The organism is Nonomuraea sp. NPDC003560, assembly GCF_042878785.1.
Classification (GTDB): Bacteria; Actinomycetota; Actinomycetes; order Streptosporangiales; family Streptosporangiaceae; genus Nonomuraea.
Genome location: NZ_JBIAOF010000021.1, coordinates 16229 through 31359, shown reverse-complemented (window position 1 = coordinate 31359; position 15131 = coordinate 16229). Strand labels below are relative to the sequence as shown.

Genomic DNA, 15131 nt, shown 5'->3' with positions numbered 1-15131 from the left:
CTCTAGCCATGAGCGATGTCAAGCGGCCGAACAAGCGGGCCCAGAAGGCGAAGGAGACGCGCCGGCGCATCCTCGAGGCGGCGTCGGAGCTGTTCGTCCGCGACGGATACGGCGCCACGAACCTCCAGGACGTGGCCGAGAAGGCCGGGGTCGCGGTGCAGACGATCTACTTCGTCTTCGGCAACAAGCGCGCCCTGCTCAAGGAGCTGGTCGACGTCACGATCGCGGGCGACGACGAGCCGGTGGCCACCATGGACCGGCCCTGGTACGCCGCGGCGCTGGCCGCCGGCACCGCCCAGGACCTGCTGCGCGCCTACGTCGCCGGCACCAGCTCCGTCCTGGAGCGCGTCGCGCCGATCGGCAAGGTCCTGGAGGCGGCGGTCGCCGGCGACCCGGAGGTGGCGGCGCTGTGGCCGGACGACGTCGATCCCCGCTACGTCGTCCAGCAGGAGGCGGCCAAGGCCCTGGTGGGCAAGCCCGGGGCGCGGGCCGGGGTGTCCGCGCAGGAGGCCGCCGACCTGCTGTACGGCCTGCTCAGCCCCGAGCTGTACCTGCTGTTCGTGCACGGCCGCGGCTGGCCGCGGGAGCGCTGGGAGCAATGGGCCTTCCGCACCCTGCGCGCCCAGCTCTGCTCCGGCTAGAGCCGCCGGGAGCCGCGGCGGGCGGCGACCAGGGCCGCCGCCGTGGCCATGAACACGCAGACAGGCGTGTAGAGGAACAGGTTGAGCCAGTAGAACGGGGTCCCGGTGTCCGCGCCGACGCCGGCGATCCACACCAGCCCGGCCGCCGCCCGCACCAGGGTCCCGGCGGCGACGGCGGCCGTGACCAGGCGGGCGGGCAGGCCGCCACGACCGCGTGAGCACACCAGCACCGCCGCCGCCCCGGCGCCGAGCACGACGACGAGCGGCACCAGCACGCGCGGGGTGAACGGCACCTCGAAGTTCAGCACCGCCAGGGAGAGGGAGCTGACGTCGCGGGCGGGCCACGTGCGGCCGGTCAGCCAGTACAGGTGCGCGGCGGCGTCGGTGAGCAGGACGGCGGCGGTCAGGGCGCCGAGGCGTGGAATGTTCATGCCAGGCAGGAGTCGGCGAAATCCGTAATGGTTCCATGGAACCTTTCGCGCCCCTCCCGCCTCTGGATGGACATGAGCTGGCCTGTTGCCGATCTGGACCCCGTACGCCGCCTGCGCGCGCTGGCCGCGGCCATTCCCGGGGCGTCCGTCGCCGAGCGCGTCATTCCCGCACCCTTCGCGGCGGTCTGGGCCGTGGTGAGCGATCTGGAGATGGAATTCGGCACGTTCGAACCCGACATGCGGCAGCTCACCGTCGAGTCCGCGGGCCCGGACGACGGCCGTCTCGTGGCCAGGGCCCGCAGCCGGTACGGCATGCGCGCCCGGTTCGACGTCGACCTGCGGCCGGGCTGGTGCTGGATGCAGAGCCGGTTCCTGCTCGTCGGCCTGGCCGCGACCGCCGTGCCGGAGGGGACGCTGGTCGCGCAGACGGGCGGGGTGCGCGTCCCGGGCCGCGCGGCGCTGGTGCCGTGGGGCGTGCGGGCGGCGGGGGAGAAGGCGCTGGCCAGGCTCGCGTCCCGGGTCACGGCCGGGGACGCGGGTGGGGACGCGGGTGGGGACGCGGGTGTGGAAGCGGCCCGGGACGCCGGCGGGGCGGCGGGCGGCGCGGCGGCCAGGGACTCCGGGGGCGCGTCGTGACGGCGGCCCGGGTGCTCGCCGCCCAGCGGGGCGACACGATGGCGATGAACGACCTGCTCGCCGAGCTGACGCCGTACCTGGGCCGGATCTGCGGGCCCATCGCGTTGGACAGCGGGCCGGACGCCGTGCAGGAGGCGCTGATCGCGATCTTCCGGCATCTGCGTGACCTGCGCGAACCCGAGGCCCTGCTCGGCTGGGCGCGGGCGATAGCCGTGCGCGAGGCCGTCCGGATCGCCCGGCGCGACGGGCGGTCCAGCCCGGCGGAGCTGGCCGGCGTGCCCTCGCCGCACGACGTCGAGCGTGCCGTGGACATTCGGGACGTGCTGGAGCGCCTGTCGCCGGAGCATCGGGCGGTGCTGGTGCTGCGCGACCTGGAAGGGGTGCCGGAGGACGTCGCGGCGCGGATGTTGCGGGTGCCGTCGGGCACGGTCAAGTCCCGGCTGCACCGGGCCCGGGCGAGCTTCCGCCGGGCCTGGCAGGGCTGAGCTCGTCCGGCGGGGACGCCGGTACGAATGGTGGCAAAACAACCTCTAAGGTCTCAACCGTGAGAAAGATCTACCATGCGGCGCACATCTACATGATCGTCGGCGTCATCACCGGCCTCTACTATCGCGAGATCACCAAGCTCAACGACTTCACCGGCGACACCCAGCTCGGTGTGGTGCACACCCACCTGCTCGCTCTCGGCATGCTGTTCTTCCTGATCGTGCTGGTGCTGGAGAAGGTGTTCACGCTGAGCGCCGGCGGCAGGCTGTTCACCTGGTTCTTCTGGGTCTACAACGGCGGGCTGGCGCTGACGGTGGCGATGATGCTGGTGCACGGCACCCAGACGGTGCTGGGCGCCGAGACCAGCCCGGCGATCACCGGGATGGCGGGGCTGGGGCACATCGTGCTGACGGTCGGTTTGGTCCTGTTCTTCGTCAACCTCGGCAAGCGCATCCCCGCCAAGAGCTGACCGCGGTCACGTCCCACCGGCCGTTCGCCTGCCGGAGCTCAGGCCGCCCGGGACGCCGGCGACCGTCGCCGACGGCGGTCAGGCCGGGCAGTCGCGGGGGTCGACGCTCGTGCGTGCCCCCGCGACGGCGATGCGGGCAGGGCTGTCCGGCAACGCGGCGGCCGTGCACACGATCTGCTGCACGGCCAGGGGGGACAGGTCACCGCCCGGCGCGGACGGGGTCAGCACCATGCGGTCGCGCGCCTTGACGGTCACCAGGAACGGATCGGCTTCCGGCGGCACCTCGGTGCTGAGCCCGAGCGCCCGCTCCTTCTCGATGGGCCCGGCCGCCAGCAGCGCGAGCCTCTCGGTCCGGAACAGCGGGCGGGCGCTCGGCCGCGTCACGGCGCTGAGCCGCCCGTCCTTCACCAGGTAGAGGATGATCGTCGTGGTCAGCGCGACGGTTCCCTTCGGCGGCTGGCCGACGGCGATGACGTCGCTGGGACGCACGCCGCAGCCCGCGACCAGCGCCAGGAGACCCGCGGCGAGCGCGCGGCGGGGGAGTGCGGCCCTCATCCGGCTGCTCCGTCCTGCTCGGGGGTCCTGCGTGGCAGGCGTAGCGTGAACAGGGCGCCGCCGTCGGGGGCGTTGGCGACGGTGAGGTCGCCCCGGTGCAGGCGCGCGTTCTCCAGCGCGATGGCCAGGCCCAGGCCGCTGCCCTCGGACCTGGCCCGCGCCGCGCTGGCCTTGTAGAACCGGTCGAACGCGTGCGGCAGCACCGCCTCCTCCAGCCCCGGACCGTGGTCGCGGACCTCGACAGTGATCCACTGCGGGTCGGCGGACAACCGCACCGACACCGGCGGCTCGCCGTGCCGCAGGGCGTTGCCGACGAGGTTGGCGAGGATGACGTCCACGCGGCGCGGGTCCAGCCTCGCCGTCACCGAGGAGGGAAGCTCGGTGCGCACCGCGTCCGACCAGCCCCGGACGCGCAGGGTCGCGGGCACCAGCTCGGCCACGTCCACCTCGTTCAGCGACAGGGCCGCGACGCCGGAGTCGAACCTGCTGATCTCGATGAGGTCGTTCACCAGCGCGGTGAGGTTGAGCGTCTCCTGGCTGACCAGCTTGGCCGCCCGGCCGGCGGGCTCGGGCAGCTCGGCCGCCTCGTCGTCGAGGACCTCGGCGACGGCGGCGAGCGCGGCCAGGGGGGTGCGCAGCTCGTGCGAGACGTCGGCCACGAACCGGCGGGCGTCGGCCTCCATCGCACGCAGCTGCATGACGTGCCGTTCCAGCTCCGCGGCGGTGTCGTTGAAGGTGCGCGCCACGTCGGCCAGCTCGTCGGAACCGCGGACCGCGACCCTGGTCCGCAGCTCGCCCTCGCCCAGCAGGCGGGCCGCCCGGCCGAGCTCGCGCACCGGGCGCAGCACGCTGCGGGTGGCCAGCAACGCCACGACCACCGCGAACGCCATGGCCGCCCCGCCGCTGAGCCAGGCGCGGCTGGCGAGCAAGTCGATGCTGCGCTGCTCGGGAAGCAGGCTGCGGGTGGTGTAGATCTCGATGCCGGACACCCTCCACCGGTCACCCTCGGTGATCAGCAACGGCGCGCCGATGATCAGGAAGGGCCTGCCCTCCCGCACCACCCGTTGCCAGGCCATCTCGCCTTCGGCCACCTTCCGCCGCAGGCTCACGGAAAGGGCCTGGGGCCTCAGGTCCTCGGCCTCCAGGGCCGGCACGTTCTCGTCGCGTCCCCCGCTCCCCGGCGGCGGGTTCCGCATCAGGCCCGGCGCCCGGTCGGACGGCGGGCCGGCCTGCGCGTCCAGCCCGCCGTAGACGGCGAGCGCGTAGCTGTCCCGCTCGGCCATGGTGGCGGCGATCCTGCCGAGCTCGGTCCGGTCCGGAGCCGGGGTGCGCAACGGGAAGAGCGTCTCCAGGCGCGCTCTCGTCGCCTGCAGCGCGGCGTCCTGGGCCCGTTGCAGGATGTCGGTGCGGGCCTGGACGTAGAGCCCGCCGGTCACCGCCGCCGTGGTGACCACGCACAGCAGCGCGAACGCGAACAACAGCCGGGCACGCAGCCCCGGGCTCGGCACGGGCGTCACCGCCGGTTCACACCGGCCCGAACCGGTAACCGAACCCCCGCACCGTCTGCACGTAGACGGGGGAGGCCGAGTCGTCCTCGATCTTCGCGCGGAGCCGCTGCACGCACGCGTCCACCAGCCGCGAGTCGCCGAAGTACCCGTGCTCCCACACCGAGTCCAGCAGTTGCTGGCGGCTGTGCACCCGGCCCGGCGTGCCGGAGAGCTCCAGCAGCAGGCGCAGCTCGGCCGGGGTGAGCCCGATCGGGGCGCCGCGCTTGGTGACCACCAGCCCGGCCCGATCGATGGTCAGCTCACCGTGCCGCTCCAGTTCCGCCTGGTCGCGGCCGATCCGCCGGAGCACGGCGCGGATACGCGCTTCGAGCACCCTGGGCTGCACCGGTTTGACCACGTAGTCGTCGGCGCCCGCCTCCAGCCCCGCCACCACGTCGATGTCGTCGCCGCGCGCGGTCAGCATGATGATCGGCACCTCGCCGATGGCCCGGATGCGGCGGCAGACCTCGAACCCGTTCATGCCGGGCAACATCAGATCGAGCACGACGACGTCGGGACGGTCGGCGCGCAGCCGCTCCAGCCCCTCCTCGCCGGACTCCACGGCGCCCACCCGATGCCCGTGCCGGGTCAGGGCCAGCTCAAGGCCCTCCCGCACGGCCGGGTCGTCCTCGATCAACAACACTCGCGACACGCCGCCGAGTACCACAGCTCGCTCCGTAACCTCAGTCGCCGGTCAACTCCGTCCACTGTCGGCCGGTGATGTCCCCGTCCTGTCAGCGCCATGTCATCGTTGTGTCACGGTGGTGCCGGCGTGGTGGCCGTCGACAAACGGTGACATTCGGCAGACGACCCACTCATATTCGGCGCCAATCGTAGTTCGTCATGAACGAACCACGCACCATCCCAGCTCGGCCCCGAGATCGGCTGTTCGCCGTGGTGACGCTGGTGCTCGCGCGGCTCCTGCTGCCCGCGGCGCTCGTCCGCCGCCCCGGCCGGGCCCGCGAGCTGGCCTGCCAGTGGGCGTTACGGATGCGCTTCCCCGCCGAGGACCTGACCGGGCTCACCGACGGCGCCCTGGCGGCGTTCACCGCGGCGCGCACCGAGGCGCTCTGGCGTCACGGCCAGCTGCTCGGCCTCACCTCGGGATACCGTGATCCGCTCGTGCAGCTCCGGATGTTCGAGGAGGAGGTGCGCCGCACCGGCTCCCCGGCGCTGGCGCGCATGCTCGTCCTGCCGCCGACGGAGTCCAACCACGTCAAGGGCATCGCCCTGGACGTGCGCCCGCACGAAGGCGCGCGCTGGCTGGAGGAGCACGGCGCCCGCTACGACCTCTACCGCATGTTCGACAACGAGTGGTGGCACTTCGAGCACCACCCGGAGTACGGCGGCACACCCCCGCGCCGACGGCCCCACCCCGGGGTCGGTCACGCGGAGGAGAACAGGCGCCGGAGCTGACCAGATATGATCTACATTGTAAAGGCGACGGACTGGTTCACAAATCCCACCTCCTATAAAGGCACGGGCTTCGCCCGTCCTCATCCACCAACAACACCTTCGAGCACCGGGTAGTTCGCCCGGAACGCGTTGTACGGGTCCGGTGCTCGCTTGATCGCCCGCAGTTGGGGTGTGTTCAGCGTGCTCCTGGGTGTTTGCAGGTCATTCGGGACGTCCGCATACGATGTGCAGATCATGGTCTTCATCCGGGTTCTGGGCGCTCTGGCGGCTGAGGTCGGCGGCGAGCCGGTTCCTTTGGGCGGGCCGCGGCAGCGGGGTGTGCTGGCGTTGCTGGTGGCGGCGCGCGGGCAGGTGGTGCCGGTCGATCGGATGATCGAGGATCTGTGGGGTGGGGAGGCGCCCGCTCGGGCGTTGTTGTCGTTGCAGGCGTACGTGTCGAACCTGCGGCGGTTGCTGGAGCCTGGGCGTCCGCCGCGTTCGCCGGCTCGGTTGCTGGTGAGTGCGGCGCCGGGTTATGCGTTGCGGTTGCCGTCGGAGGCGGTGGATGCCTGGCGGTTCGAGGGGTTGCTGGGGCGGGCGCGTGCGGACGGTGACGCGGGTGTCGCGCGGGCTCGGCTGGGTGAGGCGCTGGGGTTGTGGCAGGGGCCGGCGTTCGCCGAGGTGGCGGACGAGCCGTGGGCGGCGGCCGAGACGGCGCGGTTGAACGAGCTGCGTTCGGTGGCGGCCGAGCTGCATGTGGCGGCGGGTCTGCGTGTCGGTGATCCTGCTGTGGTGGTTGCCGAGGCCGAGCGGCTCACTCGTGAGGAGCCTCTTCGTGAGGAGGGGTGGCGGTTGCACGCCTTGGCGTTGTGGAGCAGTGGGCGTCAGGCGGACGCGTTGGCGACGCTGCGCCGTGCTCGTGGCATTTTCGCTGAGGAGCTTGGGCTTGATCCGGGTCCTGAGCTGGTGGCGTTGGAGGAGGCGATTCTCACTCGGCGTATGGAGGTGCTGCGTGCGACCGTGCCTGCGCCGGCTTCGCCGGTCGCGCCGGTGCCGCGGGTGGCCGCCGCCGAGGGGACGGTTCCGGTGATCGGTGCGTCGTTCGTCGGGCGTGAGGCGCAGGTGTCGGCGTTGGTCGCGGCTGCTGCCGAGGCGGTGAGCGATGGAGTTCGTGTCGCCTGTGTCACTGGTGAGGCGGGGCTGGGCAAGTCGACGTTGCTGGATCATTTCGGCAGGCGGCTGGAACGTGAGGGGTGGTTGGTGGCCGTCGGTCGCTGTCCGGAGGTGGATGGTGCGCCGCCTGCGTGGGCGTGGACCGAGGTGCTGGGCGCTGTTGCCGCGTCTGCGTCTCCTGGTGAGTTCGCGCGCGATCTGGCGCCGCTGCTGGCTGATGGCGGGCCGGTGGACGGTGATGCCACCGCTGGGCGGTTCCGTCTGCGTCGGGCTGTGTGGGGGTGGCTTGCGGCGGTCGCCTCGGAGCGTCCGGTGGCGGTGGTGCTGGATGATCTGCATGGGGCGGATGCGGCCACGTTGGAGCTGCTGGGCGGGTGTGTGGGGTTGCGGGCGCCGGTTCTGGTGGTGGTGGCGTACCGTGCGGAGGAGGGTGGGCGTCTCGGTGAGGCGCTGGCCTCTCTGGCGCGGGTGGCGCCTGTCCGTGTGGCGTTGCCGGGGTTGGACGAGGAGGCCGTGGCGCGGCTGGTGCGGGCTGAGTGCGAGGCCGATGACGAGACGGTGGCGGGGATCGCGGAGCGTACGGGTGGCAATCCGTTTTATGTGCGGGAGAGTGCCCGGTTGCTGAGCGGTGAGGGTGCGTTGGTGGCGTTGTCGGAGGTTCCCGAGGGGGTTCGGGACGTGCTGCGTCGTCGGTTCGCGCGTTTGCCGGAGGGTGGGGTGTCGGTGTTGCGGCTGGCTGCGGTGGCGGGCCGGGAGAGTTCGGTGGACGTCCTGGTCAAGGCTGCTGATGTGGACGAGGACGGGGTGTTGGATGCGTTGGAGGCGGGTGTCGTCGCGGGGCTTCTGGATGAGCCTGGTCCGGGTCTGGTCCGTTTTGTGCATGCTCTTGTGAGGGACACGCTTCTCGCTGATCTGAGCGGGTTGCGTGCCACCCGGATGCATGCCCGGATCGGCGCCGCTCTTGAGGGGGGCGACGATGTCGCGGCGCTGGCTCATCATTTCGCGCGGGCGGGCTCGCCGAAGGCTGTTGGCTATTGTGTGCGGGCGGCGGAGCTTGCCGAGGCGCGTTATGCCCATGATGTGGCGGCTGGTCTTCTGGCTGATGCGGTGGCTCTTTCGGCCGGGCCGGAGGAGCGTGTGGAGCTGCTCGGCAGGCTGTTGCGGGCGCAGATCCGGGCGGGGGCCGTTGCTGCGGCCCGTGAGACGCGGCGTGTGGCTGTGGAGTACGCGGAGTCGTTGGGGCGGGTGGATCTGATGATCGCGGCGTTCACGGCGTGGACGGAGCCGACTCCGTGGCAGGCTCGGACGTACGGCACGGTGGATCGGCCTGTGGTTGATCGTCTGAGTGGGCTGTTGAAGGGGGAGTTGGCTCCTTCGGTGCGGTCGCGGTTGCTGTCGGCGTATGCGCACGAGTTGGTCGGCGAGGATGATCCGTCGGTGGTGGAGGCGGCGCGGGAGGCGCTCGATCTCGCCACCGAACCTCGGTTGCGGGCGGCGGCTTTGGAGATCTTGGCCGAGGTTCTGGGTGATGTGGGGTTGTGCCGGGAGTTGGTGGAGATCGGGGTCGAGCACGACCTGCCGGTTTATCGTGTCTCTGGGCTGCTCAATCATGCCGGTGTCGCGGCTGCGGCCAATGATCCTGTGACGATGCGCCGGGTGATCGGGGAGGCTCTGGAGCTTGCGCGCGCGTATCGGATGCGTGAGGCGATCGCGGTTGCGGAGATCACGTTGGCGGGTCTGGCGCTCGTCGAGGGCCGGTTCGCTGATGCGGAGGCTCTTTATGTGGAGGCCGGCGAGGGGATGCGGCGGATCGGGTCGGTGCACGCTGTGGGTTTTCTTCAGCTGGCGTTGGCCGCGATCTGGCTGAACGAGGGCACGCTGGGTGGGCATCTGGAGGAGGTGCGTGCTCTGCACGGCGTGCTGGGTTCGATGACGTCGGATCTGCTGGCGCTGGCGCTGCACGCCAATGGGCTGGATGTCGAGGCCCGGGAGGTTCGCACGCCTCCCGGTCCGATTCGTCGGGATTTCTTCTTCACGTTCCTCACTTCGTTGCGTGCGATGGCCGTCGTGGCCTTGGGCGATCGGGACGCCGCCGAGGAGATTTACGAGGTGTTGCTTGCGTATCGTGATGGTCCTCCGGCGGGTGCGGAGAGTCTGTCGATGGCGTTGCGTCCGGTGGCCTACACCCTGGGTGAGCTGGCCGTCTTTCTGGGCCGTCCGGAGGCCGCCGCGCACTTCGCCCGGGCCGCCGTCGTCGCGGACCTGTGGAACGCTCCTCATTGGGCTGCTGAGGCCCGGTCGCGGGCGATTGCCTGTCGTGCGTCCTTCTAGCGGGTGATGCGGCAGACGCGGGCCAGGTGATCGCTGTCGTAGGGGGCCATCGCGGGGTCGGAGCGTGTGTCAGCTGTTTGTGACGGCCTGGCTCACCTGGGCCGGTGAGGTGCGCCAGGGGGCGCCGTGGCCGAGGCCGTCGACCTGGCCAGGGACACCGGGCAGAGCCACCGGATCGGGCAGCTCACCGCGATCACCGCCCGGATCGCGGCCATCGAGGGCGGCCCGGAACACGGTTCCGATCCCGTGCATCGGGGACTGTTTCATCTCACTTCGGGGCGGTATGAGCAGGCGTTTCGTGAGCTCGACGGGGTGAGTGCCGTCTCGGCCGCGCCGGATCTGGTGGAGGCGGCCGTCCGGGTCGAGGCGGCGGACCGGGCGGCGGGGGCCTATGCCCGGTTCGCGGCGTGGGCCGAGGCGGGCCGGCAGCCGTGGGCGCAGGCGGTCGCGCTGCGCTGCCGTGCCCTGCTGGGCCCGGCCGGGGAGGCGGGCGAGCACTACGCGCAGGCCGTACGGCTGCACCGGCGCGGCGGCCGGCCGTTCGAACGCGCCCGCACCGAGCTGCTGTACGGCGAGTGGCTGCGCCGCGCGCGGCGCAGGGCCGAGGCGCGCTCGCCGCTGCGCTCGGCTCTGGAGATCTTCGATCGGCTCGGCGCCGCGCCGTGGGCCGGGCGTGCCCGGGCCGAGCTGCGCGCCACCGGGGAGAGCTCGCCCGAGGGGCCGCCCGCCGACGCGCTGGCGGCGCTCACCCCGCAGGAGCTCCAGGTGGTACGGCTGGCCGCGGCGGGGGTGAGCAACCGCGACATCGCCGCGCAGCTGTTCCTCAGTCACCGGACCGTGGAGTACCACCTCTACAAGGCCTATCCGAAGCTCGGCGTCGCCTCGCGGCAGGAGCTCGCGCGCCTGGTGTGACCGCGACGCCCGTGGCGACTACGGGGGCGACTACCGTGGCGTCACGGATTCGGGCCGGCGGGGCCGCGGCCTAGCGTTGCGGCCATGGACAACGTGAACTTCGCGGCAACTTCGTCCGCTGGTTCGCGGAGTACGACGGGCCCATCGCGCTGGAGACGCGCGAGCTGGTGGTCGCGGCGGGCGGGGAGGTCGCGTTCGCGCACATGCTCCACCGCGACAGCGGGCGGCGCAGGAACGGCCTGCAGACCTCGATCTGGGTCAGGTCGTCCCTCGGTTTCCGGCGGACGGGACAGGGCTGGCTGATCACGCACGAGCACGTCTCGGTGCCGATCGACCCGGCTACCTTGCAGGCGTGGTTCGCGCCGGACGGCGAGCCGGTCTGACGCGGGCGCGCCCGCCGGGGAGGCGGTCTCCTTGGCCGGAGGGAGCCGGCTCGGTGAGAATCCTTCGTCATGATCCGTGTGCACTTCTCCGACGCCGACCTGCGCAAGATCACGTTCGCCCCGGCCCCCAACGCCTTGTGGGAGACGGTGCTGAGTGTGCGCCTGCTGCTCGGCGCGCCGACGAGCAGGAGCTGGACGCGGCCCGCGGCGCGCCGGCTGTTGCGGCAGGTGGGAGGAAGCCTGGCCGAGCGGGCGGGGGTGCTGGCGCCCCTGGTCCCGCCGCGGAGTTCGGTGCCGGCGTTCCTGCTCCAGCCGGACGCCGGTGACTTCGCCGCCGGCGTCGAGCTGGCCAGCCGGACGCCGAGCTCCTACCTGGCGGTCGATCTGGGCGCGTTGTCGCCCGCCCAGCGGGCGGGGCGCTGGGCGCGGGAACTGGCCGGCGGCAGCCGCGGGGCGCGCCAGACCCTCGCCGACGACCTGCGCGGCTTCTTCGGCTCGTCGGTGGAGCCCTTGTGGTCGCAGATCCAGGCGGAGGCCGGCGCGGACCGGGCCCTGCGTTCGGAGACCCTGCTGCGCGGCGGGGTGGACGCCCTGCTGGCCACGCTGCATCCCGGGTGCCGCTGGCGGCCGCCGACCCTGCACATCCCGGTCGACGGCGATCACGACGTCGCGTTGCGCGGGCGGGGGCTGCTGCTGATCCCGTCCTATTTCGCGCCCCGTCCGATGGTGATGTACCGGCCGGACGCGGCCACGGTGCTGGTGTACCCGATGTGCGTCACGGGCGGGCCGGCCGGCGCGGACGACGTGCTGACGCCCCTGCTGGGCCGTACCCGTGCGGCGGTGCTGGCCACGTTGCGCAGCCCGGCCACCACGACGTTCGTGGCCGAACGCGTCGGTGTCTCCCTCGGCTCGGCCAGTCAGCACACCACGGTCCTGCGCAACGCCGGGCTCGTCTCGACCGTCCGGACGGGCAGCTCGGTCCTGCACACTTTGACGCCGCTCGGCCAGGCCCTCCTGAACGGCTCCCCGGACGCCGGCTGACGGCGACGCCGCCTGGCCGGATCGTCGCGGGCCGGTTCAACGTGCGCTCAACGCATCCTCAACGCCTGCGGCCATACCTTCGCGTTCGAACGGAACACCTGATTCGACCTCGAAAGGCAGGCGCCGATGCGTCCCACGAGAACCGTCCTCGCCCTCGCGGCCACCGTCTCCGGCCTGGCCGTGCTGACGGCCGCTCCCGCCGTCGCGGCGCCGGCCGCGCGCAGCCAGGTCACGTCCCAGGCGGGCACCGCCGAGGCGGGTAGCGCCCTGGCGAGCTGGCACACCCAGCGGCACGAGGTGCTGGGTCCGTACAGGGGATATTTCTCGACCGCGGCGTGGAGCCGGCCGTCGGGGGTGCGCGTGATGCAGGTCAAGGCCCGCTGCTGGGGCAACGACACGGGGATCAAGGTCGACCTGTGGTTCCTGCGCCGCTGGGGCGGTGGCGAGCGGGTCGCCAAGTCCGGCACGTGGCGCTGCAACGGCAAGTACGGCATCGTCCGCATCGGCAACGCCGGCCACTCGAAGTACTGGGCGACCTTCTCCCTCGACAAGAAGCACACGGTCGAGTACTGGGTGCAGTACTACAAGTGAACTCCGCCGGCCCGGGAGTTCGCGGTCGCCGCGCCGAAGGGACCGCGCTGCGGAACCCTATCCTCATGGGATGGCTCTGCATGATCGACTCGCCGTCGTGGACGCCCTTCTGGCCCGTCCCTTCCCGGAGACGGAGGAACGGGAGGGGACGTCGCGGGAGGTGTGGGAGGGATACCGTTCCAGCGGCCCGGACCACCATGTGTGCTACCTGATGGCCAGCCGTGACTTCTGGGACGACCGTGGCGAGGAGGTCGTCGAGGCGGCCCAGGCGGAGATCGACGCCGCCCTCCAGGAGCTGGTGGCCGCTCTGACGGAGCGCTGGGGGTCCCCTTGGGTGGTCGATCTGTGGCCGTACGCGCAAGGCGAGGCCGCGGCGCCCGCGCCGCTGGACGAGCTGGGCCAGCTCACCGGCACGATGCTCGCCTGGCGCCGGCCGGACGCGGGCCGGTGGGTCGCGCTCGCCGTCGGTCAGGCCGATCCGGAGTTCCCCGTCCTGCTGCTCGCGGCCGTGGGCGGGACACCGCTGGACTGACTCGCCGTGCGGCCGAGGCGGCGGAACGGCGCCGTCCGCGGGGCGCCGTTCAACGCCGGTGGGGCTGGTCTCAGCCGCAGTGCACGTTGTCGAGCTTGACGCTCGTCCACGACGGCGAGATGCCCTCGACGTCGATGCACTGCCCGGCCGCCGAGACGTACACGGGGCCGGCGTAGTACTGGTAGTTTCCGGCGTCGCTGTCCTTCCCGCTGCCGTCGCCCCTGGAGATCACGACGCCCTTCCAGCTCGTGGTGTTGGCGTAGGGGCCGTCGCCGTAGGTGAGTGCGCAGTTCTTGCCGGTGCCGGAGCTGTAGTACACCTCCAGGATGGGGGTTGAGGAACATCGGAACGGAAACCGGCGCTAAGCCCGGATTGGTCCAGGTGAGCGGCTGACGGGTCGTCGGTGCCGGGGTGGTTGTGAAGTCGTTCCGCAGATAACGCCCTATTATCTGCGGTATCACTGAGCGCGACCTGCGGGTACGTTCTCTGCACGCTGCGTGAAGCGGCCCTGTTATCTGTGGCAAGGGAGTGACGGTGCCTGCGGTCCTGCTGCTGCCGACCGGGAAGGCACTGACCGTCCGGGCGGCGGCCGACGCCTTCCTCGACTCGCTCACCAACCCGAACACCGTCCGGAACTACGGCATCGCCGTCGGGAAGACCGCCGAGCACCTTGGCGAGGGCCGGCCGCTCGCCGCCGTCGCGGACGACGAGATCGGAGAGGCACTGGAGCTGCTGTGGGGCAGCTCGGCGGTGAACACCTGGAACGCCCGCCGCGGCGCGGTGCTGTCCTGGACCGGCTGGTGCGTCGAGCGCGGCTACGACGGGTCGGCGGTCCCGGCCTGGGCGAAGCGGCTGCCGCCGCCGGACTCCGACACCCCGGTGCGCTCCAAGATGGCGATCGACCGGCTGATCGCCCGCCGGGACGTCCACCTGCGGGAGAAGACGCTGTGGCGGATGCTCTACGAGACGTGCGCCCGCTCCGAGGAGGTCCTGGACGTCAACATCGAGGAGCTGGACCTGGCCGGCCGCCGCTGCCCGGTGAAGTCCAAGGGTGCCCAGCCCAAGGTCCGCCGCCGCGGCGCCGCTCGCTCCGACTACGTGCTGGAGACGGTGTTCTGGGACGCCGGCACCGCCCGGCTGCTGCCCCGCCTGATCAAAGGCCGCACTCACGGGCCGGTGTTCGTCACCCACCGCCGCCCCGGCCCCGGGAAGGTCGTCTCCGCGCGGGACGTCTGCCCAGACACTGGCCTCGCCCGGCTGTCCTACGGCCAGGCCCGCGCGCTGCTCGACCAGCACACCGCGCACGCGGGGCCGGGCACCGGCTGGGACCTGCATGAGTACCGCCACTCCGGCCTGACCCACCTCGGCGAGCAGGGCGCCTCCGAGCTGATGCTGATGGCCAAGTCCCGGCACAGGAAGACGGAGAACGTGCGCCGGTACTTCAAGCCATCCCCCGAGGCGATCGCCGTGGTCACCAGCCTGCTCGCCCCCGGCGACAGCCGACGCTGATGACCCGTTCGGAGTAACCAGCTTGAACGCTGCATGACAGTGCGGATCGCTGGATAGTGTGCTCAGGCAGCAGTAGCCGAGGACTCAAAGCCACTAGGAGAGATCATGCCTGACAGCACGACGGTAGAGCAGGCCGCTGCGGAGGGCCGGGGCCCGGCGCCAATCACCGTGCCGCCGGGGGTGCGGGCCGCTGTCGACGTGCCGCCGGAGGAACCCGCGGTTGCCGAGGCCCGCGACCAGCTATTGAGTGCCATCGGCCAGCAGGCGCAGTCCGCCGCGGGCCTGGAACCGGAGCAGGCGGCCAAGGTGTTGGGGGAACTCGCCCGTAGCTACGCGCTGGTGACGCAGCCCCAGGCCCTGTGGATGAACGCGTCGGCAGCGGCTGCGCTGGGCCCCAACGTCTTCGGCATGGCTAATGGGGGAATGTAGTACGGCGCACCCTTCGGTGCCGCCTCGACCATGAGCGCGGCCGATGAGATCGCCGTCTCGAATCGGCCCT

Annotated in this window: 17 protein-coding genes and 1 pseudogene; 13 read left to right on the top strand and 5 right to left on the bottom strand. The window is 71.9% G+C overall.

All coding sequences use genetic code 11. The features are described from left to right. Positions 1 to 8: 8 nt before the first annotated feature. The gene (locus ACFYUV_RS48880; RefSeq protein ID WP_387682505.1) at positions 9 to 641 is read left to right on the top strand and encodes a TetR/AcrR family transcriptional regulator; all 633 of its coding nucleotides are present in this window, start codon (positions 9 to 11) and stop codon (positions 639 to 641) included. Here the strand turns inward: ACFYUV_RS48880 and ACFYUV_RS48875 are convergent. Next, complete coding sequence (locus ACFYUV_RS48875) at positions 638 to 1072, bottom strand: DUF3995 domain-containing protein (RefSeq protein WP_387682502.1); 435 nt, start codon at positions 1070 to 1072, stop codon at positions 638 to 640. The two genes, ACFYUV_RS48880 and ACFYUV_RS48875, sit on opposite strands and share 4 nt — an antisense overlap. 72 nt (positions 1073 to 1144) lie before the next feature. Between ACFYUV_RS48875 and ACFYUV_RS48870 the strand changes: the two genes are divergently transcribed. Genes ACFYUV_RS48870 through ACFYUV_RS48860 form a run of 3 tightly spaced genes read left to right on the top strand, consistent with a single transcriptional unit; the run spans position 1145 to position 2663 of the window. Further along, the gene (locus ACFYUV_RS48870) at positions 1145 to 1708 is read left to right on the top strand and encodes a hypothetical protein (protein ID WP_387682499.1); all 564 of its coding nucleotides are present in this window, start codon (positions 1145 to 1147) and stop codon (positions 1706 to 1708) included. Further along, positions 1705 to 2193 (top strand): sigma-70 family RNA polymerase sigma factor, encoded by a 489-nt coding sequence (locus tag ACFYUV_RS48865; protein WP_357986656.1) that lies wholly within the window; start codon positions 1705 to 1707, stop codon positions 2191 to 2193. The genes ACFYUV_RS48870 and ACFYUV_RS48865 overlap by 4 nt, the downstream gene beginning before the upstream one ends. A gap of 59 nt (positions 2194 to 2252) precedes the next feature. Beyond that, positions 2253 to 2663, top strand: a complete 411-nt coding sequence (locus ACFYUV_RS48860) for a DUF2871 domain-containing protein (protein ID WP_387682495.1) — start codon at positions 2253 to 2255, stop codon at positions 2661 to 2663. Positions 2664 to 2741: 78 nt separating this feature from the next. On the opposite strand, the gene ACFYUV_RS48855 is transcribed toward ACFYUV_RS48860, so the two are convergent. Genes ACFYUV_RS48855 through ACFYUV_RS48845 form a run of 3 tightly spaced genes read right to left on the bottom strand, consistent with a single transcriptional unit; the run spans position 2742 to position 5417 of the window. Continuing rightward, complete coding sequence (locus ACFYUV_RS48855) at positions 2742 to 3218, bottom strand: hypothetical protein (RefSeq protein ID WP_387682493.1); 477 nt, start codon at positions 3216 to 3218, stop codon at positions 2742 to 2744. After that, complete coding sequence (locus tag ACFYUV_RS48850; protein WP_387682490.1) at positions 3215 to 4735, bottom strand: ATP-binding protein; 1521 nt, start codon at positions 4733 to 4735, stop codon at positions 3215 to 3217. The genes ACFYUV_RS48855 and ACFYUV_RS48850 overlap by 4 nt, the downstream gene beginning before the upstream one ends. Before the next feature lie 7 nt (positions 4736 to 4742). Beyond that, positions 4743 to 5417: a response regulator transcription factor gene (locus tag ACFYUV_RS48845; protein ID WP_358302179.1), complete on the bottom strand. Its 675-nt coding sequence runs from the start codon at positions 5415 to 5417 to the stop codon at positions 4743 to 4745. Positions 5418 to 5608: 191 nt separating this feature from the next. Between ACFYUV_RS48845 and vanY-N the strand changes: the two genes are divergently transcribed. The 7 genes and pseudogenes from vanY-N (at position 5609) to ACFYUV_RS48810 (ending at position 13123) form a co-directional block, all read left to right on the top strand. Further along, positions 5609 to 6181 carry a D,D-peptidase/D,D-carboxypeptidase VanY-N gene (vanY-N, locus tag ACFYUV_RS48840; protein WP_387682487.1) on the top strand — a complete coding sequence of 191 codons (573 nt, stop codon included), beginning with the start codon at positions 5609 to 5611 and terminating at the stop codon, positions 6179 to 6181. A 234-nt stretch (positions 6182 to 6415) separates the two neighbouring features. Continuing rightward, positions 6416 to 9664, top strand: coding sequence for a BTAD domain-containing putative transcriptional regulator (locus tag ACFYUV_RS48835; RefSeq protein ID WP_387682484.1), 3249 nt, complete (start codon positions 6416 to 6418; stop codon positions 9662 to 9664). Between the two features lie 126 nt (positions 9665 to 9790). Beyond that, complete coding sequence (locus ACFYUV_RS48830; protein WP_387682481.1) at positions 9791 to 10576, top strand: LuxR C-terminal-related transcriptional regulator; 786 nt, start codon at positions 9791 to 9793, stop codon at positions 10574 to 10576. Between the two features lie 98 nt (positions 10577 to 10674). Then, positions 10675 to 10959: pseudogene (locus ACFYUV_RS48825) on the top strand (YybH family protein); the annotation flags it as partial. Between the two features lie 69 nt (positions 10960 to 11028). Then, a complete protein-coding gene (locus tag ACFYUV_RS48820) occupies positions 11029 to 12000 on the top strand; it encodes an ArsR family transcriptional regulator (protein WP_387682478.1) in 972 nt (323 codons plus the stop codon). A 126-nt stretch (positions 12001 to 12126) separates the two neighbouring features. Continuing rightward, on the top strand, positions 12127 to 12591 hold the full coding sequence (locus ACFYUV_RS48815) for a hypothetical protein (protein WP_387682475.1): 465 nt from the start codon (positions 12127 to 12129) through the stop codon (positions 12589 to 12591). A 70-nt stretch (positions 12592 to 12661) separates the two neighbouring features. Further along, entirely contained in the window at positions 12662 to 13123 is a 462-nt protein-coding gene (locus tag ACFYUV_RS48810) for a hypothetical protein (protein WP_387682473.1), read from the top strand. 70 nt (positions 13124 to 13193) lie between these two features. Here ACFYUV_RS48810 and ACFYUV_RS48805 read toward each other — a convergent pair whose 3' ends face one another. Then, positions 13194 to 13442 (bottom strand): hypothetical protein, encoded by a 249-nt coding sequence (locus tag ACFYUV_RS48805; protein WP_387682470.1) that lies wholly within the window; start codon positions 13440 to 13442, stop codon positions 13194 to 13196. Between the two features lie 215 nt (positions 13443 to 13657). On the opposite strand from ACFYUV_RS48805, the gene ACFYUV_RS48800 reads away from it, so the two are divergent. Together ACFYUV_RS48800 and ACFYUV_RS48795 are read left to right on the top strand one after the other, a co-directional pair. Beyond that, entirely contained in the window at positions 13658 to 14632 is a 975-nt protein-coding gene (locus tag ACFYUV_RS48800; protein WP_387682467.1) for a tyrosine-type recombinase/integrase, read from the top strand. Positions 14633 to 14737: 105 nt separating this feature from the next. Beyond that, a complete protein-coding gene (locus tag ACFYUV_RS48795; RefSeq protein WP_387682464.1) occupies positions 14738 to 15061 on the top strand; it encodes a hypothetical protein in 324 nt (107 codons plus the stop codon). Positions 15062 to 15131: the final 70 nt, after the last annotated feature.

Excerpts from the sequence above, each read along its gene's own strand:
- ACFYUV_RS48880 (WP_387682505.1), top strand. The coding sequence starts at position 9 with ATGAGCGATGTCAAGCGGCCGAACAAGCGGGCCCAGAAGGCGAAGGAG.
- ACFYUV_RS48875 (WP_387682502.1), bottom strand. The coding sequence starts at position 1,072 with ATGAACATTCCACGCCTCGGCGCCCTGACCGCCGCCGTCCTGCTCACC.
- ACFYUV_RS48870 (WP_387682499.1), top strand. The coding sequence starts at position 1,145 with ATGAGCTGGCCTGTTGCCGATCTGGACCCCGTACGCCGCCTGCGCGCG.
- ACFYUV_RS48855 (WP_387682493.1), bottom strand. The coding sequence starts at position 3,218 with ATGAGGGCCGCACTCCCCCGCCGCGCGCTCGCCGCGGGTCTCCTGGCG.
- vanY-N (WP_387682487.1), top strand. The coding sequence starts at position 5,609 with ATGAACGAACCACGCACCATCCCAGCTCGGCCCCGAGATCGGCTGTTC.
- ACFYUV_RS48835 (WP_387682484.1), top strand. The coding sequence starts at position 6,416 with ATGGTCTTCATCCGGGTTCTGGGCGCTCTGGCGGCTGAGGTCGGCGGC.
- ACFYUV_RS48820 (WP_387682478.1), top strand. The coding sequence starts at position 11,029 with ATGATCCGTGTGCACTTCTCCGACGCCGACCTGCGCAAGATCACGTTC.
- ACFYUV_RS48815 (WP_387682475.1), top strand. The coding sequence starts at position 12,127 with ATGCGTCCCACGAGAACCGTCCTCGCCCTCGCGGCCACCGTCTCCGGC.
- ACFYUV_RS48810 (WP_387682473.1), top strand. The coding sequence starts at position 12,662 with ATGGCTCTGCATGATCGACTCGCCGTCGTGGACGCCCTTCTGGCCCGT.
- ACFYUV_RS48795 (WP_387682464.1), top strand. The coding sequence starts at position 14,738 with ATGCCTGACAGCACGACGGTAGAGCAGGCCGCTGCGGAGGGCCGGGGC.